Source organism: Achromobacter sp. ESBL13 (assembly GCF_036668755.1).
Classification (GTDB): domain Bacteria; phylum Pseudomonadota; class Gammaproteobacteria; order Burkholderiales; family Burkholderiaceae_B; genus Achromobacter.
The window spans coordinates 708,742-731,084 of sequence record NZ_JAZEVT010000002.1; the positions used below are offsets into that span (position 1 = coordinate 708,742).

Here is a 22,343-nt window from a genome sequence, read left to right on the forward strand (position 1 = left end):
ATCTGGTCGACAAGACGCCGGGGCTTGCCCCCGGTGCCGCGCAGCTTGTGCCGCCGTCGACATTTACCTTACCCGGGTACGCATGATGTCCAAGCTTCGTTCGATGATTGTCTGGTCCGTCGTTTTCTTGCAGGTCTGGTCGCCGGTGCTGGCACAGACGTTGCCGATCACGGTCGACAAGAGCGTTGCGGGCGCCAAGCCTTCCGTCGGCGCAACCAACGGCGTGCCGGTGATCAATATCGCGCCGCCCACGGCGGGCGGGGTGTCGAACAACCGCTACACGCAGTTCAACGTGGGACCTTCCGGCGCGGTGCTGAACAACAGCGGCGGCGCCAGCCAGACGCAGTTGGCGGGGCAGGTGGGCGGCAACATCATGCTGGGCAACCAGCGCGCCACCACCATCCTCAACCAGGTCACCGCGCCGAACCCGTCGCAATTGCTGGGCACGCTGGAAGTGGCCGGCAACCGGGCCAACGTCATCGTCGCCAACCCCGCCGGCATCACTTGCAACGGCTGCGGCTTCATGAACGCCGACCGCGCCTCGTTGACGACCGGCCGCCCGCTGATCGGTGCTGACGGGCGTATCGGCTTTGACATCGCATCGGGCAACATCCGCGTGGATGGCGCCGGCTTGAACGGCGCCAGCCTCAGCCAGGTCGACCTCTTGGCGCGCACGTTGGAAATCAACGCAGGTGTGTGGGCGGATCGGCTTAACGTCACGGCCGGCGCTGCGCGCGTCGATTACGACACCGGCATCGTCACCGCGCAAAGCGGCCAAGGCGCCAAGCCCGACGTGGCGTTGGACACGGCTGCGCTGGGCGGCATGTATGCAAACAGCATCCGGCTGATCGGTACCGAGTCCGGGGTGGGCGTGAACATAGGCGGCAACCTGGTGGCGCTGACGGGGGACCTGCACGTGAACGCGGCCGGCGACGTGCGTATTACGCCCAGCGGCACCGTTCAGGCGGCCGGCGCGCTGCGCGTTGATAGCGGCCGGGACCTTGCCGTGCAAGGCGTTGCGCAGGCAGCGGGCGCGACCACATTGGCCGCGCGTCGCGATGCAGACATACAGGGCGCAGTCGCGGCCGGCGGGCCGTTGAACGTGACGGCGGGCAAGAGCGTGGTCGTGGGCGCGCAAGGCGGCCTGCGTACCCAAGACGCGTTGCGCGTGTCGGCAGGCCAGGATCTGGCGCTGTCGGGTCACTTGCTGACGGCTGATCAGAACATCATCGCGGTGGCGGGCCGCAACATGAAGATGGCGGGCTTGCCGCTTGCCGTTGTTCAGCCTGGCGCAGGTGTGGGGAATGGCAACGGTAGCGGTAACGGCAACGGCATCGGCGTCGGCATCGGCATCGGCGACGGCACTGGCACTGGCACTGGCACTGGCAATGCCAACGCGATTGTCGATGCGCTCGCGACGGGCGCATCGGCCGGCGGGGCGTCGCAAGCGCCCGGCGTCATCTCCGCCAAGTCCGGCATCACGCTTCAAGCGGGGCGCGACCTGGTGCTGCCGCAACAGATATACACGTCCGGCACGTTGTTGACCCAGGCAGGCGCCAACATGGTCTCGGAAGTGGGCGCGCAGGCACAGTCGGCCAAGGGCATGACGATGCGCGCAGGCGCGGATGCCAATCTGGCTGGCGCGGCCTTGACGGACGGCGCGCTGTCGATCGGCACAGGCCGAAATCTGCGCATGGACGGCAGCGCCCTGGCCTACGGCGGCGGCTTGGCGCTAAAGAGCGGCAACGATATGCGCTTGGGTCAGGCCAGCCGCGCGCAAGGTGCCCGCATCGCGGTGGACGCCGGTGGAGATGTCCGCGTCGGCGGTGACATGGTGTCCGGGGAAACCATTGACGTGAAGGCGGCCGGCAGTGCGCTGCTGGCGGGCACGTTGAACGGCAAGCAAGGCATACACGCACGGACGGGTGGTGCGCTAAGTGTCTCCGGCGCGGCGGACGCCGCCCAGGGCGCCGTGACGCTGGCGTCGGGCGCTGACCTTTCGGTTACCGGCACTGGCAGCGTGCAAGCGCGTGGCCCGGTCGCGTTGCACGCCAAGGGGGCGTTGAACGCAGCGGGCACGGTGTCGTCCATGGCTGCATTGACGGCCCAAGCAGCGCGTGACGCCAAGGTCAGCGGCAAGCTCTTGTCGGGCGGCCCCATGCGGCTTCAGGCGGCGGGCGATGTGGTGGCGGACGCGAACGCGCGGCTGCAATCGGAAGGGGCAATGACGCTGCTGGCCGGGCAGGATCTGTCCTTGGCAGGCGAAGCCGAAACCAATGCGGCCTTGAAGCTGAACGCCGGGCGTGACCTGCGCATCGATGGGGCGGCGCGCGCCTACACCGGCGCGGTTGCATTGAACGCGGACAACGCATTGCAGCTGGGCAAGACCAGCCGCGTGCAGGGCGACGGCGTATCCGTGCGGGCGGGCGGCAACTTGGTCGCTGATGGCTCGATGGCTTCACGGGGCGACATGGCAGTAGCGGCGGGCCGGGACGTGCGCGTCGGCGGCCAGGCACAAGCCACGGGCAAGCTGAATTTGCACGGCGCGGGTGACGTCACGATTGCGAAGGGTGCAAGCCTAGACGCGGAACGCAGCGCGGCCGTCACGGCGGGGCAAGACATCGTGATTGCCGGCGCGCTGCGCAGCAACGAAGGCAACCGTGTCGAAGCCCGGGGCGCATTGCGCCTGGACGGCGAAACGTCTGCGGCGCAAGGCGCGCTTGAGCTGTTGGCGGGCGGTGATCTGTCGGTCGGCAAGCATGGCAAGGCGTTGGCGGCACGCACATTGCTAGGCCAAAGCGGCGGCGCGTTGACGGTAGACGGGGCGCTGTCCAGCAGGAATGCACAGAGGTTGACGGCGGCGAGCGACATTGCGATAGGCGGCCAACTGCTGTCCGGCGACACGCTGTCATTGCGCGCCGGTCTAGACCTGGGTATTGGCGCGGCCGCGCAAGTGCAATCCACCACGACCACAACGTTGAATGCCGGCCGCGATGCCAATCTGGCGGGCACGGCGGTCAGTGACGGCGCGATGACGATGCAGGCGACGCGCGATCTGAACGTGCTGGGCGCAACGCTGGCCTACGGGGGCGCACTTGACCTGACAAGCGGCAAGGATCTGCGCCTGGGTGCAAGCAGCCAGGCGCAAGGGGTAGGCGTGGCGGTGGCTGCTTCCCGTGACCTTTATACCCACGGCGAAATCCTTGCCGAAGGCTCCGCGCTGCTGACGGCGGGTGATCGCGCAGTGCTGGGCGGCAAGCTCGCGGCCGATGGCGAACTGACGCTGCGGGCGGCGGGCGCGGCCCAGCTTACCGGCGCATTCGAAGCGACGGGCAGTGCGTCCCTGTCGGGCGGCGAAGAGGTTGCGCTGGCAGGTAGCCTGCGCAGCAACCTGGGCACGCAGGTGGACGCGGCGCGCAAGTTGGATATCACTGGCGCCGTTGGTGCGGTGCAGGGCGCCGTATCCCTGGCGTCGGGCAGCGACCTCACCATAGGTGCCAGTGGCCACGTGCACGCGGCGGGGCCGGTGGCCTTGCGTGTCGGCGGCGCACTCGGCGCGGCGGGCACGGTGTCGTCAATGGCGGCGCTGACGGCGCAGGTCGCGCGTGACGCCTGGGTAGACGGCAAGCTGTCGGCGGGCGGAAACCTGTTGCTTGATGCCATCGGCAAGGTGACGGCGGGCGCGGATGCGCGCCTGCATTCGGAAGGCGACATCAGGGTGTCGGCCGGCAAGGATGTGGCTTTGTCGGGCGAAGCGCTGGCCAACGCCGGTATTACGTTGGACGCAGGCAGCGACTTGCGCATCGATGGCACGGCGCGAGCCTATGACGGCGCACTGACCATGAACGCGGGCAACGCACTGCGGCTGGGCGCGTCCAGCGGCACGCAAGGGGCAAGCATATCGGCACGGGCGGGTGGTGACCTTCACGCGGCGGGCACGACGGGGTCGCGCGGCGCTATCGATTTGGCTGCGGGCCGCGACGTTCGCGTGGACAGCACCGCGTCGGCAAGCGGCAATGTTTCCTTGGTTGCGCAACGCGACTTGAGCATGGGGCGGACGGCGCAATGGCAAGCCGAAGGCGCGTCCCGTGCGACGGCGGGTAACGATATGACGTTGTCCGGCGCGTGGCGGGGCAATGGCGACATGTCGCTGGCCGCCGTCGGCGCATTGACCCTTGATGGCGAACTGGCCGCCAGCGTGGGCGGCCTGAACCTGAGCGCGGGGCGAAACCTGTCGGTGGGCGCGCTGGCGCGCATCGCGGCGGCGGGGCCCGTGCGTGCAACAACAGACGGCGACCTGCTGGTGGCCGGCACCGTCAGCTCATTGAACGCGCTGACCTTGCAGGCCGCGCGCAATGCCCGCATCAGCAAGCAGCTTTACGCGGGTGGCGCGCTGGATGTGCAGGCCGGCCACACGCTGACCGTGGCGGGCGGCGCACAGCTTCAGTCCGACAGCGCGATGGCGCTGAAGGCAGGCCAGGATCTGAATATCGTCGGCACGGCGATGTCCGAAGGCAGCATGGCGCTGACGGCCGCGCGCGACCTGCGTGTGGATGGCGATGCGCTGGCCTACGGTGGCACGCTGGCCTTGAAGGGCGGCAACGATGTGCTGCTGGGCTCGGCGAGCCAGCTTCAAGGGCAGGGCGTGCAGGCGCAGTCCGGGCGCGACCTTGCAGCCAGTGGTGTGCTCGTTTCCAAGGGCGATGCGCAATGGCAGGCCGGCCGGGATATCGCGGTCGACGGCAAGGTTGGCGTGGACGGTTCGCTGGATCTGGTCGCCATGAACGACGTGCGCGTCGGTGCGACCGGGCAGCTTGAAGCGTCCGCCAACGCGCGTATCCAGGCAGCGGGTGCCGCAACGATTGCGGGCGCGGTGCGCGGCGATCACGGCGCATTGATACAGAGCGGCGGCGCGATGGCCGTGACCGGCACCGCGGCATCGGCCAAGGGGCCGTTGCAGTTGATCGCCGCACAAGACCTGTCGCTGTCGTCCGACAGCCGCGCGCTGGCGGGGGGCACTTTGCTGGCACGCGCGGGCGCATCGTTGATGGCGGCCGGCACCTTGTCATCGCTGGCCGATGTGGTCCTGGATGCCGGCTCCAACATAACGCTGGCGGGCCAGAATCTGGCGACGGGCGCTATCACCGCAAACGCCGGCGGCGTCTTGGCCGCCTTGGCGGGCTCGCGGTTGCAGGCGGATGGATCTGTCGACGTCCACGCAGACAGCGCGGCGTTGTCGGGCACGCTGGTGGCCGGACAATCGGCGCAGCTGCGCGTACAGCGGGACCTGACGGTGGATGGCACTGTGCTGGCCGACGCGGGCACGCTTACCGCCAGCAGTGGTGGCGATATGACGCTGGGCAGCGCAAGCGAACTGCAAGCCGGCGGAAAATTGCTGGCGCAGGCGGGCGGGAAGTTACGAGCGGCGGGCACCTTATCCGGTGAAACCGACATCGTCATGCAAGCGGAGTCGGATGCCGAGCTGAGCGGCAAGACGGTCGCCAACGGTACGCTTGAAATCAATGTTGGCAGGGATCTGACGGTTGCGGACAAAGCCTTGGCACAGGGCAGCCGCAACTTGCTGCTGACCGCAGGCCAAGACCTGCGCATCGCAGGTACGGCGGGCACGGCAGAGGACGCGGGCAACTTGGGCACGGAGGCCAGGGGCGCGGCGGCTGGGGGCGATGCCGCCCAGCGCGCAGAAGCCAAGCGGGCAGACACCGAAGGCACGGACACCGAAGGCACAGACCTCGAAGGCACTGGCTCTCAAGGCGTCCGCACCAGAAGCGCGGGCACCAAGAAAGCAGCTACCACCGGGGGCACGCTTCGCGCACAGGCCGGTCGCGATCTGTCCATCACGGACACCGGCACGGTCACCGCGGGTTCCCCCATTGCACTGAAAGCCGTTCGTGACATCAACATCGACGGCATCGCCACAGCCCTTGCGGGCACGTTGCACGCCGACGCCGGCGCCAAGCTGCAAGTGGGCGCCTCGGGTCGGATGCAAGCGTCCGACACCCTTGCCGCAAGCGCAGGCACTGATGTGGATTCCGACGGCGTCATTGCGGCGGGCGGCGGCCTCACGCTGGCAGCGGGCGGTAGCGCCCGATTGGGCGGCGTTGTGGCAGCGTTGGGCGAGCGCGCGGCCGGGGATGCGCAGATCTCCGCGCAACACGACCTGACCATCAAGCAAGGCGGACACGTCCAGGCTGCCGGTGCGCTAAGCGCGCACGCAGGCCAAGACCTGAGCGCGTTGGGGGCGTTGAGCTCGGTTGCCGACATGGCACTGACTGCCACGCGCGATGTGCGCGTGGACGGCACCGTGGCTTCCGATGCCAACCTGACGCTGACCGGACGCAACCTGACCGTTGCCGCAACCGGTCTTGCCCAAGCAGGCGGCACGCTTGCCGCCACCGCCCAAGAGGCCGTGCTGGTGGCTGGGCGCATGTTGGCGGGGCATTCGCAATCGTTGATCGCGGGTAACGCCCTGACGGTGCAAGGCACGGTGGCCGCGCTGAACGGCGACCTGACGATGACCTCGCGCCAAGGCGACGTAGCTTTGGGCGCGGCATCGACCGTGCAGTCCAGCGGCATGTTGACGGCCGATGCCGGCGCTGCGCTGCGCGCCCAGGGTTCGCTGGCCGCAGGCCATGGCATGACCCTGCGCACAGGCACGGATGCCGCGCTGGGTGGCGTCACCGCCACGCAGGCGGGCGACTTGAACGTCTTCGCCGCGCACAACATGACCATTGCGGCAGACGGCCGCCTTCAATCTGCCGGCGCGCTGAACCTGAAAGCGGGCGGCACACTGGCCAACGCGGGCGTGGTGTCGGCCAATGACGGCGCCAGTGTCAGCGCGGGCGCCGCGTTGCTGAACCAGGGTTCCGTCCTGGCAGGCGGCGACCTGCTCGTCACCACACCGGGCGTGCTCGACAACGCAGGCCGATTGGTCGCCGGCATGGACGGCGAAGGCGCCCTTAACCAGCCGGGCAGCCTCACGCTGAAGGCCGGCCACATCGTTCATCGCGGCACCAGCCTGGCCGGCAAGGACCTGACGCTTGCCGCAGGCAAGCTGGACCTTGCGCATGGCGCGCTGTCCGCAGTGGGCAACGTCACGCTGGCCACGCCGGGAGACATCGATGCCCGTCATGCCGTCGTACAGGGCGGCGGCGTGGAAATCTCGGCCGCCAACCTGAACAACCAGGCAGGCAAACTGACCTCGACCGGCGCGGGCAGCCTGACGCTGGCGGGCACGCTGGACAACACCGACGGGCTTATCGCCGCCGCGGGGGACTTGAACATCGCCGCCACCACGATCGTCAACCGCGAGGGCACGCTGGCGGGCGGCAATCTTGTACTGAAAGCCAGTGCCACCGTCGACAACCGCGCCGGTTTGATCCAGGCCGATAACGCACTGACGCTGACGTCAGGGTCGCTGGATAACAGCGCCACGCTTGCGGTGGCGGGCGGAGCACCGAAGGGCGTGCTGGGCAAGGTGGTTGCCATCGTGGCGGACCGCGTCGACAACCAAGGCGGATCCATCCAGGCGGGGCAGGATCTGACCCTGACCACGCGGGAACTGGATAACCAGGGCGGTGAGGTGGCCGCGCAAGGCAACGCCCGCATCGTGGCCGACACCTTGAAGAATGGCCAGGGCAAGCTGCTGGCGGGCAACAGCCTGACCGTCATCGCGCAGGTCTTGCATGGCCTGGGCACGCTGCAATCGGCGGGCGATCTCAGCTTTCACTACGCGGGCGCGTTGAACCAGACGGGCGACCTGTCCAGCGGTCGCGATTTGAACCTGTCGCTGGGCGGGGCGCTGGATAACAGCGCCACCATCAGCGCTGGGCGCGACCTGAGCATCCAGGCGGATTCGCTGGTCAACCATGCCACCGGCCAACTTTTGGCGGGCGGCGGCAACACCCTTGACGTCACGCACGGCCTGACCAACGCGGGCCTGATCGACGGCGCCATCACGCGCATCAACGCCGGCCGCGTGGACAACCTGGCCCGCATCTACGGCGACAAGGTCGCGATTCAGACCCACACAATGGTCAACAGCGCCGGGGTGGGCGGGGGCGCGGTCATCGCGTCCCGTGGCGCCATGGACCTGGGCGTGGCTTCACTGGTGAATCGCGATCATGCGCTGATCTACGCCGGCGCGGACCTTGCCATTGGCGGCGCGCTGGATGCCGGCGGCAACGCGGCGGGATACGCGGGGTCGTTGTTGAACTCGGGCGCCACCATCGAAGCGGCGGGCAACGCCCGCATTTCCGCGGCGTCGTTGTTGAACCAGAACGCCGGCTATAGCAGCCAGACGGTAGTGGTGTCGTCCCAGCCCAAGGTGTACTTCACCCCGGCGGGCAGCACCGACATGTACGACGCCGAGACCAACTGGCTGTGTGACGAGGTTACCCCTCAGTGCAGCAAGGACCCGGCTTGGCTGGACGACGATCCCGAGCGCATGTTCCTGCTGCCGTCCGACAAATATCCGGCGGCGCGCTACGGCCCGCCGTTCGACTACACCCCGGGTGGAAAACGCAAGGCGGGTGTCAGTTCGCCGATCGCGTTGGCTTATTACCCTGCCGACTACGTATGCAGCGGCGGCGACGCGGATACCGCATGCTGGGACATCCCCGAAGGCTTCGGCTATGCCTCCGACGCGCGCATATGGTCCGTTTTTGGCGTCACCCCGCCGACAGGCACTTTGCCTGTCTGGGTTCCCCCGGAAGCGCCCTGCTTTACCAACAGTCCGGAGTGCCTTGCAGAAGGCGCCCGCCGCAAAGCCTATGAAGCGGCCTATGCCGCGTACAAGGCGCCGTTCATGGCGCTGGACGCCCGCATCCGCGAATTCAACGCCGATTTCGGCAACCGCCTGGTCGGCACGCTGACCTACTACCAAGTCAACGAAACCGTCACCGAAACGCGCACGCTGTCGTCGGACCCGGGCAAGATCCTGTCCGGTGGCGCGATGACGCTGGCCGGTTCCGTTACCAACGACAAGAGTCAGATCGCCGCGGGCGGCGCGCTGCACGTGGCAGGCCCCGCCATCCACAACATAGGCGCGGGCGGCCAGCGCACCGTCGTGCGCGAGGGCACGGCCACGGTCTCGCAGGCGCGGTCCAAGGACCGCAAGGAATACTCCTCCGGCTACACGGCCACCCTGGCCGGTCAAGCCATCGAGCTTCCCGTGGGAACCTCGGGCGGACACACCAACGTCGCGTTGGCCGGATCGGCGCCGGGCAACACGGGTATCGGCAAGCCCGGCCCAGTGCTGGTCGCCAGCCTGGAACTGCCCGGCGGCACGGTGGTGCGCACCGTTTCCAACCCCGCCAGCATTCCCGACAACCAGCTGTTCACCGTAGACAAGCGCCCCGACGCGCCGTACCTCGTCGCGACCGACCCGCGCTTTATCGGCCAACGGCCCACGGTATCCAGCGACTACCTGTTCGATCTGCTGCGCCAGCCCGACGCATTGCCGGGCACCACGGTCGCGGGCGGGGCGGGCGCGGGCGCCGGGCTTGCCGGCCCGCGCCCCGACAAGCCTGCTGACGCCGATCGTGTGCACGTCGCCATCGGCAATGGCGCCGTCGCGCAGCAAGCAGCGGCAGGCCCTGCCGTGGGCGCAGGTTCCGGCGTGGACGCGCAGCGTCTGCACGCCCCGGCTGCAGCCAACGTGGGTAACGCCGCGCTGGACGGCGGCGGCACCATTGCCGGCAACGCCGTGCCAGGCGGCAAGACGCTGTCCGGCGCGCGGCTGCCCGGCTGGGACGCCCTGTTGCCCCCCGGCGCCAAGTTCCTGACGCCCTCGGGCCAACCCAAGCGTCTGGGCGATGGCTTTTACGAGCAAAAGCTCGTATCTGACCAAATCCTGTCCACGACTGGACTACGGTTCCTGGACCGCTTCGGCGACAACGACAGCCAATACAAGGCCTTGATGGCGGAAGGCGCCAAGTTCGCGCGGGCCAACAACGTCCAGGTCGGCGTGGCGCTGACCGATGAGCAACAACGCCGGCTGACCAGCGATCTTGTGTGGCTGGTCGAACAAACCGTCACCCTGCCGGACGGCAGCAACGATACCGTGCTGGTGCCCAAGGTCTACCTGGTTGTGCGCAAAGGCGACCTGAAGGGCGACGGCACATTGATGGCCGGCCGCGACGTCAAACTTGCGGCCGACGGCGACATCGTCAACAGCGGCACGATCGGCGCACGCCATGCCACGGTGATGAGCGCGTCGAATATCGTCAACCGGGCGGGTGGTTTGGTGCAGGGGGCGGTCGTGGATCTGGCCGCGCGCGAAGACCTGACCAACCTTGCCTCGCTGATTCAGGGCGATTCCGTCACGCTGAAGGCGGGGCGCGACATCGCGCTGGCCTCGACGGCGGCGTCGGAAAACAACGGCGCGACCTGGGGCTCGTACCTCTCGGGCGTCTCGCGCGTGGATGCCGGCAACCTCAGCATGCAGGCGGGTCGCGACGTGACGTTGACGGCGGCACAGGTGGCCGCCAAGGACGACGTGCGCGTGCAGGCAGGCCGGGATATCAATCTGGCCACGCTTGAGGAAAGCCACGGCGAATCGCTGGTGCTGAACAAGAAGAATCGGCATGACCTCGCCACCAGCAAGGAGATCGGTTCCAGCATCGACGCGGACGGCAAGGTCACGATGATCGCGGGGCAGGACGTTAATGCGCGGGCGGCGGATGTCACGGCCGGTGAGCAGTTGGCCGTTGGCGCCGGCCGCGACATCAACTTGATCGCCGGCGTGCAAAGCGGCTCGGCCTACGACGAAACGCATTACAAGACCCGTGGCTTCCTGTCCTCGAAGACCACGCATACCAAGACGGCCCTTGACTGGGAACAGGCCCTGGCCACTACCTTCACCGGCGACACCGCCGTGCTGATGGCTGGACGCGATCTGACTGTTGCAGGCTCGAACGTTGGTGCGCAGAAGGATCTGGTGATGTCGGCCGACCGCGACGTCAACATTCTGGCCGGCCAGAACGCCGAGGACGGCTACGACTACAAGATGGTCAAGAAGTCAGGCTTTGGCGCCATGGGCGGTTTGAGCTATGGCACCAGCAAGCAGACGGATTCGCTTGATAGCAAGAAGGTTTTCCACAACGCCAGCACCGTCGGAAGCGTCGAAGGCGATGTGCTGATCAACGCTGGCAGCGCTCTCAATATCAAGGGCAGCAACGTCATCGCGCGCCAGGGCGACATCACGCTGATCGGCAAGGAAGTCAACATCGGCGCGGCGCTGGACACCACGAAAGAGAAGGAATTCCATGAGATCAAGCAGACGGGGTTGACGCTCACCGCGAGCAATCCCATTGTCAGCGCCGTGCAGACAGGCGCGCGGATGGCTGATGCTGCGGGCAGGACGGACAACGCCGTCATGAAGGGCTTGGCAGGTGCCACGACAGCCCTGGCGGCCGCCAACGCCTACGACGCCGTGCAGGCGTCCGCTAAGGCTGCCGCGGCGGCGGAAGCCGTCAAGCCCGGCTCATCCAACGCGCTCGACAAAGCGGGTGGCGTGAGCATCAAGCTCAGCTTGGGTACCAGCAAGAGCAGCAGCACGACGGACCGTAGTTGGTCCAGCGCCTTGGGTTCGACGGTGGCGGCCGGCAAAGACCTGACCATCGTCGCCCAAGGTGCTGGCAAGGACTCGGACATCACCGTCACGGGATCGAACCTGTCGGCGGGCAACAACGCGGTGCTCAAGGCCGAAGGCGACATCCTCTTGCAGGCTGCCCGCAACGCGTTCGAGCAGAAAACCGATAGCAAGAGCAGTAGTGCCAGCATCGGCATCGGCTATTCCACGGGCGGCCAGCAAAACGGATTCACCCTTGAACTGGGCGCCTCGGTCGGACGCGGAAAGGCCAACGGCCGTGACGAAAGCTGGACCAACAGCAATATCACGGCAGGCAATGTGCTGGCGATGCAGTCTGGCGGCGACACCACGCTAAAGGGCGCGGCAGGCCGCGCTGATCAGATCATCGCATCGGTGGGTGGCAACCTGCTGCTGGAAAGCTTGCAGGACAGCAGCAAGTACGACTCCAAGAACAAGAGCGCGGGCTTTGGGATAAGTCTTTGCATTCCGCCGTATTGCGTGGGCTCAAGCAGCGTCTCAGCCAACGCCAGCACCGGCAAGATGCACAGCGACTTCAAGTCCGTCACGGAACAGACGGGTTTGTGGGCGGGTGACGGCGGCTACCAGATCGATGTCGAGAACAACACCAAGTTGGTAGGCAGCGTCATCGCCAGCAGCGACCAGGCGGTGGCCGATGGCTTGAACAAGCTGACCACGGGCACGCTGGTTACGGAAGACATCAAGAACACCGCCAAGTACAGCGGCAGCCAGGTGTCGATCGGGGGAGGTTTCGGATTTGGCGGCAATGCCAAGGCGAGCGACTCGGGCCTGGGCACGACCAAGGGCGGTCAGGTGGCTGGCGGCGCGACGAAGGACCACGGTACTTCGGTCTCTACTGGCAGCAGCGGCTTTGGCATGGGCACGCCGGTGGTGGCGGCGGCCAGCGGCAACAGCAGCTCGACTACGAAGAGCGCGATCAGCGGCGGCACGATCGTGATCCGAAATGAAGCCGCGCAGCAAGACCTTACCGGGATGACGGCAACAGAAACGATCGCCGCGCTGAACCGGGATACGACGAATGCGTTGAATGCGCTGAAGCCGATCTTTGACAAGGAGAAGATCGAGGCGGGGTTTGAGATTGCGTCGGAAGCTCAGCGGCAGGTTGGTCAGTTTTTGACGAATCGGGCGCAGGAGGCTGATGCGCTGAAGAAGGAGATGGATGCTGAGCCTGAGGGTCCGCGCAAAAGGCAGCTTGCTGCGCAACATGCCGAAGCCGCTAAATGGGCGTCCAACGGCCAGTATCGTTTGATCGCTACGGCAATAGGCGCGGCTGCGGGTGGCAACGTCACCGGGGGAGCGACTCAGTTTGTTCAATCGGCAGCCGTGAACTATCTGCAAGGTCTGGGCGCGTCGAAGATCAAGGATCTTTCGGGCAGTGTGGGCGGGGAAGGTTCCCCCGGGCATATCGCGCTGCATGCAGTGCTTGCCTGCTCGGGCGCAGCTGCTCAGGGTGCAAACTGCGCAGCCGGCGCGGTAGGTGCCTCGGCCAGCATCGTGGTCAACAGCCTCCTGCAAAAGATCTCGGGCAAAGACTCGGAGCTGCTCGGTGCCGAGGATAAGGACCAACGCGCCAACCAGTTGGTTTCGATCATCGCGGGCATTGCGGGCGCGTTATCGCCGGAACAAGCGGCGACGATTGCGAATGCTGCTCGTCTCGAAGCGGAAAACAATACGCTTCGGGATCACACGCAGGTTCATTCGGCGAGGTTCGACGAGAAGGTGAAGGCCTTGGCGGACTGCGAGGGAGAACGGCCATGCCAGACCGCTGCGGGCCACTTTGAAGGCTGGATTCGGGTTATTGATGAGCGAGAGCTTCCCGCCTGCGGGGGGGGGATGGGATCTGCATTCAAAACAGGCTGGCCGAGCGGGACGCCTATACGGCGGGGCTGGCAACGGCTATCGGCCGATTGAAGGATCCGCTGATAGCGGGTATGGATTTGCTGGATGCGCGCAATAAGGGTCTCTATGATCGTTTGACGCTGAAAGGCGCGTTGGTTCGTTTTCAGTCGGGGACGCCAGACTACACGAGCGAGGCAGATCGGTTCGTCGTCGAGGCGATGATGTCGTCACCGGTGGTGTTTGCGGCGGTTAAGGGGCTATCTTCGCTGGACAGTGATGGCGTAGGCAGCAAGGTGCCGAAGAGTTCTGGCAATGCGGCGGGTGGTGGAGGGAATCGTTCAAATAGGGTAGAGCTGACGGAAAATCGAGTGGCGAAGATATTCGGAGTTCGTGAAGGACATATCATGGATACTGCGGAAAATCGCGCGCTGCTGCTTGGGGTTGCTAATGATCCGAAATCTGTTTTGGGTTTGGATAGGTTCGGTTCGACGTGGTCGGCGAAAATTCAATCTGACGGTTCACAGGTTTGGGTTCAAACTCGAAATGGGAAAATTTAGAATGGAGGGGTAAACAAAAGCCCCTTGTCGTATAACTCAGAAACAGGTCTTGCTGCGATAAATAAACCGGGCTGGAAACAATGAATGAAAAGATTCTGAGTGTCGAAGAAGCCTATAGAGCTATGTTTGTATTTCTGGAAAAAGAATATGCAAGAACCGGGGCGGACGAGATCGGTGGCTTGCTAAGTTCTTTGTCGTGGGAGATGACGCAAGGGCAAGGCCCCGCAGATCCAGGGGCATGGGAGGACTGGCAAGATGCGGTAAAAGAAGCACTGACAATTAACAGTACTGTATGGCCTAGATAGAGATAGAACACATAAAAAATATAACGTGTCTAGCCGAGTTCTCGGATCGCTGTTCAGTGGCAAGTATTTAGTCGGATTTTGATTTTGACGCCAACGCGTGGGAGGCCGCTCGCGCGAGCGGTAACACCGGGAGGTGAGCCGCTGAAGCCGATTTTTGACAAGGAGACGATCCCGGCGGGGTTTGAGTTTGCGTCGGAAGCTAGCTGGCAGGTTGGGTAGTTTCTGTCGTATCGGGCGCACGAGGATGGTGTGTTGAAGAACGAGATGGAGGCTGAGCCTGGGCCGCGCAAAAGGCAGCTTGCTGCGCAACACGCCAAGGCCGCTAAATAGGTGTCCGATGGTCAGTATCGATTTATCGTTTCGACAATACGTGCGGCTGCGGGTGGCAACGTCACCGGGGGAGCGACTCAGTTTGTTCAATCGGCAGCCGTGACGGGGCCGTTATCGCCAGCGACGCGGAAGCGGCGAAGAACAAGCTGTCCACGGAGACGTTCGGCTTTACCGATTTGCAGAACAAGGCCGCATACAAGTCCACGACTGTCGGTCTGAACCTCGGCATGTCGGGTGCGTTCGACGTCGCAAATAAGGGCGGTGCGAATGGGCTCGGTCCCTCGGGATTGAGCTTGGGTCACACCAGGGGCAGCGCTTCCGGCACGACCTACGCCGCCATTGCGCCGGGCACGATCGAGGTGCGCTCGGACAAGGAAACCGGCCGCGATAGCACGGCGGGCCTAAGCCGCGACACCGCAAGCGCGAATGGCAGCATCGGCCAGATCTTCGACAAGGATAAGGTCCGCGAGCAACTGGAGTTCCAACAGGCGTTTGGCCAGTTGGGGATGCAGATTGCGGGGGACGTGCTGAAGGATCTGAAGAAGGATGACCCTGACCTTTGGGGAGAGGGCAAGGCAGGGGCGATTGCCGTGCACGCGGCTGTTGCGGGTATTGGTGCGGCATTGGGGGGAGGAAATGTCGCAGGTGCGATTGCGGGGACGATCGCGGGGGATTTGGCGAGCAACCTTGTGCAGGATCAGATCGCTCTGGCGGTGGCAGATTTGCCTGTCGAACTCCGCAGTCAGGTCTCCAAGGTCATTACGAACGTGGTCGCGAGTGCGGCGGGGGGACTTGCAGGCGGCCTAAGCGGAGCAGGAGGTGCAGCCGCATCGAACATGTTCAACCGCCAACTGCATCCCTCTGAGACTGAATGGATTGAAAAGAACGCCAAGCTCTACGCGTCGAGGAAGGGGATACCCGAGGAGGATGCGATAAAGCAATTAGCCGCCCAAGCCTATCGGCAAGTGCAGACGGGGACAGAGGGAGCTTGGGATGCAGAAGCGCAGGCATTTTTAAAGCAGGCGCACGGCATGTTGCCCGACGGCGGGTACATGTTTTACGCGCCTCCGTTTCAGCGGAACGATTCAGCAATGTATGCAGAGAATCTGCCTATGCTCGCTGACTTCTACGCGAAAAATGGGCTTCAGTTTCCTGCCGAAGGCAAAGTGGTGGACGCGGCAACCAGGAATGCGCAAAGCCTGAACTTGATGTCTAATTTGACATTCACTGCGGGCGGAGTTTCTGCCGCTTTGGCGTTGGCGGGGCTTCCACCGACACTTATTTCTTGGGCGTTTGCAAATCCCGCTGATGCCGTAACCATTGGCGTCATATCCGCAGAAACAGCCGCGGCTATTCAAAGTGGGGCTGTTCTACCAACTTCTGTTTTAGTGGGCCTGCGTAATGTGCCGGGGAAGGCGCTTGGTGCAAAAGCGACAGGCGTTGCGGATGAAACTGCAGGTTCAATTAGGAACGTCAACCCAGGTTATCCAGATGCTGGACGAACCCATAACTGTGTTAATTGTTCGATTGCTACCGATGCAACACTGACGGGTAACCCGGCATCTGCATTGCCGATAAATTCCACCAAGCGTGTTCCGTTGACAGTGCTGGAGAAGCAATATGGCGCTAAGTTTAGCGGCGTGTCTTCCCCCGAGACTATTACCCAACATATGGTCGGTGGCGGGGACGGCGCGCGCGGGATTGTGTTCGGTTCCTATGGTCCAGGTCAGCCAGGCCATGTTTTCAACGTCGTTAATCAGAATGGGGTTATCCGATATCTAGATGGGCAGACCGGGAAGCCGGCTAATATGAATAATTTTAAGACGCTACAGTTGCTGAGAACTAACTAATGATTACCTATGAGAGTGCGCTGGAGCGAGCTAACGCGTATTTAAAAGACTCAGATATTCCTCTGCAGTTAACGCATGAGGGAGAGTTTTCTGAGGGATGGTTCTTTTGCTATCAATCTAAAGAGTATTTAGAGACAGGGAGTTTTTCGGCTCAGCTGGCTGGAAATGGACCGTTCCTAATTGATAAAGAAACAGGGGAGCTTCATGTTCTAGGGACTGCCAAGCCTCTAGAAGAATATCTGGATCAATATGTGAAGAACAAGTTAGGAAGATAAGATCTATTTGTTGGCGCAGCGGCAAATGCGGGGTCAATTAGTCATATCTCTGCAGGGGATCTTCCTAAAAGTCAGTCTAAGATGATTGCTGATTTTGAACCAGCAGGGTACCCAACAAAACCAGTAGAAAGATCAGTTGGTGAAAGAAAATCTGAGCAATTTTGCGTCGCAGGACTCAAGGTTGGCGGCTGCTGTGAACGGTAGTGGAACGAAAAATCCGAACTTTTCTATAGGTCAAGGCACATCTTTCGAAGATAATCAATTAGGAAAAATCTGGATCGGTGATGATGCTAGGCCTATCTCCGGTGTTCCTGGGGGCTTTATTAGTGCTGATGGGGCACGTGTGTACAGACCGCCAACGAAAAAGCCTAATACTCCGGCTAAATATAATCCGACAGGGGTGCAGGCTAACTGGATCAAAAGCGAGTATTACTACCATGGCGCTGTGGTGCGACATATGCTGATAGTTTTTGAATACGATACAAGTCTCATAGTTAAAGAAAGTTCAAACTATGTCGGTGCTTGCTCAGGGGAAGATTTTTGGGGGTTGCCCAAAAATTGTCTCGTATGGGTGCATGGGAGTATGAAGACTATAAGCCGTAGATAACTGCGAGCCTCGGGAAGTTGCTGCTGGGCTCAAATGAGAATTTGAAAAATGTATTGAAAAAAATAAATGTAAGGCGCGTGTTCCGTGGTGCTAGTGGAATCAACATTTGTCGATAGGTGCCTCGCCCTCCACTGGTGACACATTTCTCATTGGTTCGCGGCTACCCGCGCTCCTGGTGGGTTCCGTGCCCTAAACGCAATTGGCCGCGAGCACTTTGAAACCTCTAATTGCGAATTTAAGTAGGGGGTGGCGCGTTAGCATGCTTGTTGGTTTTTATATAAAGTTGCGTAATTTTAAAAATTTGCAGAATACTAAGCTTATGCAATCACGCAAAATCTTCGCGGTAGCCTTGTTGTTGGCGTCTTCCGGTTGCTCGTTCATCATGGGTTCACCACCCAAGGCGTTAACGTCGAACCCTGGGCCGCAGGAGAAAATCAGTCCCGTTCTGATATTTACCTCCGATTGTGATTTCAAAGAGAAAATCGACGGCGTTGGGGTTTTGGGTGCGAGAACGGCGTATCCTGCCTCGTACGCCGCCGAAGCGGTATGCAAGGCGTTCAATAGCGAGCTCGCAAACGCTATGGACGCTTCGGGCGTCAAAGCAACTGTTAAAGCCCGGCCTGTGGATGCCCACACAGACGGGCCTCCAACGATGCGAGAGGACGCAGCGACTATCGGGGCCAAGTACGTTGTGGATGTCGGTAGGGCCAATGGCTTCGCAGGCTATCAGCAATATCCTCCCAGCGTGGGCGTCATCATTCGTCTGTATGACGCAGTATCTGGCGAATATCGAGCTATGGCCGAAGAAACGTATCGGATATCTCTGCGCGATTTCTCGAATCGCGGCCCTACAGCAGAAGGGCAGAAAATTGCGGCTAGCATGGCGAATAAGCTCGCGCGTACGATGTTGAGGCGATGCACTGAGAAGTACCCATATCAGTGCGAGAAGTTTGGAGAACTGCGCTTCGCCGAGCCACGAGATTCGTACGGCAAATGACGCAGCACGTAGAGGCTGGCGTTTGATGAGCTGGCCGCGAAGACGTGGCTTCGCCATTGCACCATCCGTTGGGCGTTCTAGATCTGATGTGAATTCGAAACGCGGGCAGCAGTTTGCGAGTTAGGGGCTGGCCAAGCAACTCTTTGCCAACGGCGCGCAATTCGCCCGTGGACCACGGCATAAGCTAGCGCGGCGCTGGCTTGGAGTGAGCAAGAGCCAAAGCACGACAGATCGCGCGTCGTCTTCCGTTTTGGGTTCTACCGTGGCAGCGGGCCAAGACCTGACCATCGTCGCCAAGGGGGCCGGCTCCGCGTCCGACGTCACCGTCACAGGTTCACGCCTGTCAGCAGGGGACAACGCCATCATCAAGGCAGACGGCGACATTCTGCTGCAAGCTGCGCAGAACACCTTTGAGCAGCACACGAGAAACAAGAGCTACAACGGTAGCGTCGGCTTTGGGGCCTCAGCGAACAGCGAAGACGGTATAGGCGTGATGCTGAACCTTAGTGCCGGTGGGGGCCGAGGGCGCGCAGGCGGCAAAGACGCTAATTGGACGTATACCGATGTCACTGCTGGCAACGTGCTGGCATTGCAATCGGGCGGGGATACCTCGCTGATCGGCGCGATAGCAAGCGCCGATCAGATCATCGCCTCGGTCGGCAAGAATCTTCAAATTGAGACTCTGCAAGATACCAGCACCTACGTTTCCAAGCAGCAAAGTGCTGGCGTCCAAGCAAGTATCTGCATCTACGGCTACTGCAAAAGCTCCGTCTCCGGCAACGTCTCGCAAGGCCGGATGGAAAGCAATTTCCAATCCGCCACACAGCAGGCGGGGATGAAGGCGGGTGAGGGCGGCTTTCTGGTCAACGTTGGCCAGAACACCACGTTAACTGGTGGGGTCATATCGAGCAGTGAACAGGCTGTGGCAGACGGCCTGAATCAACTGTCCACCGGCACGCTTGTCGTCAAAGACTTGCAGAACACGGCGCGCTACAAGGCAGATCAGGTCGCATTGAGCGGCGGATATGGCTGGAGCGGCAGCGGGGAAGGAGACGCGAAGAAGGGCGATGTCGGGACGAACTAGAAAGGCCAGGCGGCTGGCGGCGCGGACAAAGTGCCAGGTACGAGCCTGCCGACAAGCAGCAACGGAGCTTCCGCCGGTCTGCCCGTGGTTGTCGCGGCTTCTGGGAATGCCAACTCGACTACATACAGCGCTATCAGCGGCGGCAGCGTAGCCATTCGTGATGGGGCTGGCCAACTTGCCCTGACCGGCAAGACTGCGGCGGAGACGATCGCGGCGTTGAACCGGGATACGTCCGATACGTTGAATGCGCTGAAGCCGATCTTTGACAAGGAGAAGATCGAGGCGGGGTTTGAGATTGCGTCAGAGGCCCAGCGGCAAGTGGGGCAGTTTTTGACGAATCGGGCGAAGGAGGCTGATGCACTGAAGAAGGCGATAGATGCCGAGACGGATCCCGCGCTCAAAGACGATCTCAAGGCCCGGTATGACGAAGCAGCAAAGTGGGGGCCGAACGGCGCGTATCGGCTTGGAGTGACCGCCATTTCAGCAGGCGCGGGGGGAAATGTCACGGGAAGTGCGGGGCAATTCTTGCAATCTGCCGCGGCGAACTACCTGCAGGCGTTAGGCGCCGGCAAGGTGAAGCAGATTGCGGACACTTTGGACAGTGAGGCTGCGCGGACGGCATTACAGGGATTGGTTGGTTGCGCTGCAGCCTTCGGTCAAGGAAGCCATTGTGGCGCCGGCGCAGCGGGGGCTGCGGCGAGTGTCGTACTTAACAACCTCATTCAGGGTCTTTCGGGGCATGGTGCCAAGGACCTGACGGCGGAGGAGAAGGAGTCACGAGCCAATCTGGTCGCCAGTCTCGTCGCGGGCCTTACCGTAGCACTGGGTGGAGATAGTGCTGTTGCGACCCTAGCCGCCCAGATCGAGACCGAGAACAACTACTTCGGGCAAAAATCCGAGGGTTTCAGGGCGTCTGAACAACGGCAATTTGATGCGGCGATTGCTTCTTGCGGTCCTGGAAACCCTGATGGCTGCGCCCGGGCTCGAGAGCTGAGCGGCATGTCGGCGCAACGCGACAAAGAGCTGGCAAGCGCTTGCGTAGATCGAGCAGCTTCCCTGTGCCGCGCAGCAATCCAGCTGGCGACAGCTAGCGGCAACGTCGTGTTCTTTGATAAGCAGGGTAAGCCGCTTGCTGTTCCGGCGGGTTCTCCTATGATCCAAGCGACGCCCGACCTGCGGGACGGGACTTGGCACTACACCATCGCTGCCAGTGTTGCTGAAGGGTTGGCGATTGATAGTGGTGGCGGGGCACTGAGTGGAATTGGTTCTGCCATCCGTGGTCTATTTAGACCTGGGGTGGCCGAAATTGCTGTTGCTGCAAAGGGCGCAGGTGATGCAGCAAGCCTAGCGAATGTCGCGAAGCTCAGTGGGCAACTTACTGGGCGAGAGATATCTGGCGGTCATGCGTTTGAAAAGCATGTTATTCAGAAGGGCGAATATAAAGATCTTGGCATAACTACTCGCGAACAGTTTGCCTTGCATATCGAAAGTGTCGTTAATAAACCAACTGCATTTCGTGAGCTAAGTGGTGGGCGCACTGCATACTGGGATAATGTCAGTGGTACAGTCGTTATTAGAAACCCTAAGGCGGTTGATGGTGGTACGGCATTCCGTCCTGTGAATGGGAAAGCTTACTTTGATGGTTTGAGGTGATTATTATGGAAATGATCAGTTCTTCGCGTAATTTAGCGAATGTTGGCCTTAGCCGAGACGAGATCGTCGTCTTGCATGCTGCTTTAAATGAAATATGTAATGGGATAGATGTGTTTGAATTTGACACGCGAATTGGCGTGAATTTAGAATTTGCAACGAATTTGCTTCAGGCGCTTGGTTCAGTGCTTGATGGCATGGATCATCTATCCGGCTGATTTTCAATGGCGTCGATCTAGTGCCGGCCCACACAAGAGCGGGGGGTTTTTGGTGGGGGGGTATTCCGGGTGCAAGGTGGACTTAATAAATCTGTTTTCTTATGTCGAGTGTAGGGGGAGCAAAACTCTGGATAACCTAGCCTAGAAGGTTGGTAAAAGTAAAATTTAAGGTAGTCAGACTACGTGGTTTAAGAATGGCGGTTTAGAAGTTATTTATAGCGCTATGGCAGGCAGGTTGGGCATATCCAATCAGTAAGGATGAAGTGAGCGCCATGGAAATATCGGAAAGCCTTCAAGATGAATTGGAAGGTTGTCGCTCTAGCACCTCAATCATTCGTCAGTATCTAAGTGTCTATGCAGGGGAATGCAGTGGGTTGGTAGAAAAAATATCCACCTGCTCTTTTTTGAACAGACGCAAACGTACCTTGATGCTTTGCATGAATTTTAATGCAGGCTTTCTACTGTAAGGTAATAAATTCCAGAAAACGGTTTCCCCAGCCCGAACGGTTGGATTTGATCGCTACGTTAATGATCATTTTTAGGTGATCTCGAATCTGCCTCGTACGCCGCCGAAGCAAGGCGTTGAATAGCGAGCTCCCAAATGCTATGGACGCTGCGGGCGTCAAAGCAACTGTTAAAGCCCGCCCTGCGGAGGCCGCCACAGTCAGGCCTCCAACGATGAAAGAGGACGCAGCGTCTATCGGGGCGAGGTACGTGGTGGTCGTCGGTAGGGCCAATGGATTCGCAGGCTATCAACAATATCCTCCCAGCGTGGGCGTCATCATTCGTCTGTACGACGCCGTATCTGGAGAATATCGAGCCATGGCCGAAGAAACGTATCGGATATCTCTGCGCGATTTCTCGAATCGCGGCCCTACAGCAGAAGGGCAGAAAATTGCGGCTAGCCTGGCGAATAAGCTCGCGCGTACGATGTTGAGGCGATGCACTGAGAAGTACCCATATCAGTGCGGGAAGTTTGGA

The 22,343-nt window shown here is 61.8% G+C and carries 10 protein-coding genes; all 10 read left to right on the top strand.

What is annotated here, in order from left to right; translation table 11 throughout:
* Positions 1-85 precede the first annotated feature (85 nt).
* The 10 genes from V6F88_RS12095 to V6F88_RS12140 all read left to right on the top strand — a co-directional run bounded on the left by V6F88_RS12095 (position 86) and on the right by V6F88_RS12140 (position 21,362).
* Positions 86-13,561 carry a two-partner secretion domain-containing protein gene (locus V6F88_RS12095; protein WP_332609740.1) on the top strand — a complete coding sequence of 4,492 codons (13,476 nt, stop codon included), beginning with the start codon at positions 86-88 and terminating at the stop codon, positions 13,559-13,561.
* 20 nt (positions 13,562-13,581) lie between these two features.
* Positions 13,582-14,046 (top strand): hypothetical protein, encoded by a 465-nt coding sequence (locus tag V6F88_RS12100; protein ID WP_332609741.1) that lies wholly within the window; start codon positions 13,582-13,584, stop codon positions 14,044-14,046.
* An 80-nt stretch (positions 14,047-14,126) separates the two neighbouring features.
* A complete protein-coding gene (locus V6F88_RS12105; RefSeq protein WP_332609742.1) occupies positions 14,127-14,351 on the top strand; it encodes a hypothetical protein in 225 nt (74 codons plus the stop codon).
* A gap of 506 nt (positions 14,352-14,857) precedes the next feature.
* Positions 14,858-16,531, top strand: a complete 1,674-nt coding sequence (locus tag V6F88_RS12110) for a toxin glutamine deamidase domain-containing protein (protein ID WP_332609744.1) — start codon at positions 14,858-14,860, stop codon at positions 16,529-16,531.
* Positions 16,531-16,806 carry a YrhB domain-containing protein gene (locus V6F88_RS12115; RefSeq protein ID WP_332609745.1) on the top strand — a complete coding sequence of 92 codons (276 nt, stop codon included), beginning with the start codon at positions 16,531-16,533 and terminating at the stop codon, positions 16,804-16,806. The genes V6F88_RS12110 and V6F88_RS12115 overlap by 1 nt, the downstream gene beginning before the upstream one ends.
* 139 nt (positions 16,807-16,945) lie before the next feature.
* Positions 16,946-17,413, top strand: a complete 468-nt coding sequence (locus V6F88_RS12120) for a hypothetical protein (protein WP_332609746.1) — start codon at positions 16,946-16,948, stop codon at positions 17,411-17,413.
* A 259-nt stretch (positions 17,414-17,672) separates the two neighbouring features.
* The gene (locus V6F88_RS12125) at positions 17,673-18,410 is read left to right on the top strand and encodes a hypothetical protein (protein ID WP_332609748.1); all 738 of its coding nucleotides are present in this window, start codon (positions 17,673-17,675) and stop codon (positions 18,408-18,410) included.
* Between the two features lie 205 nt (positions 18,411-18,615).
* Positions 18,616-19,494 carry a hemagglutinin repeat-containing protein gene (locus tag V6F88_RS12130; protein ID WP_332609749.1) on the top strand — a complete coding sequence of 293 codons (879 nt, stop codon included), beginning with the start codon at positions 18,616-18,618 and terminating at the stop codon, positions 19,492-19,494.
* Positions 19,495-19,578: 84 nt separating this feature from the next.
* Positions 19,579-21,147, top strand: a complete 1,569-nt coding sequence (locus tag V6F88_RS12135; protein WP_332609751.1) for a DUF6862 domain-containing protein — start codon at positions 19,579-19,581, stop codon at positions 21,145-21,147.
* Positions 21,148-21,152: 5 nt separating this feature from the next.
* Entirely contained in the window at positions 21,153-21,362 is a 210-nt protein-coding gene (locus tag V6F88_RS12140; RefSeq protein WP_120157196.1) for a hypothetical protein, read from the top strand.
* Positions 21,363-22,343: the final 981 nt, after the last annotated feature.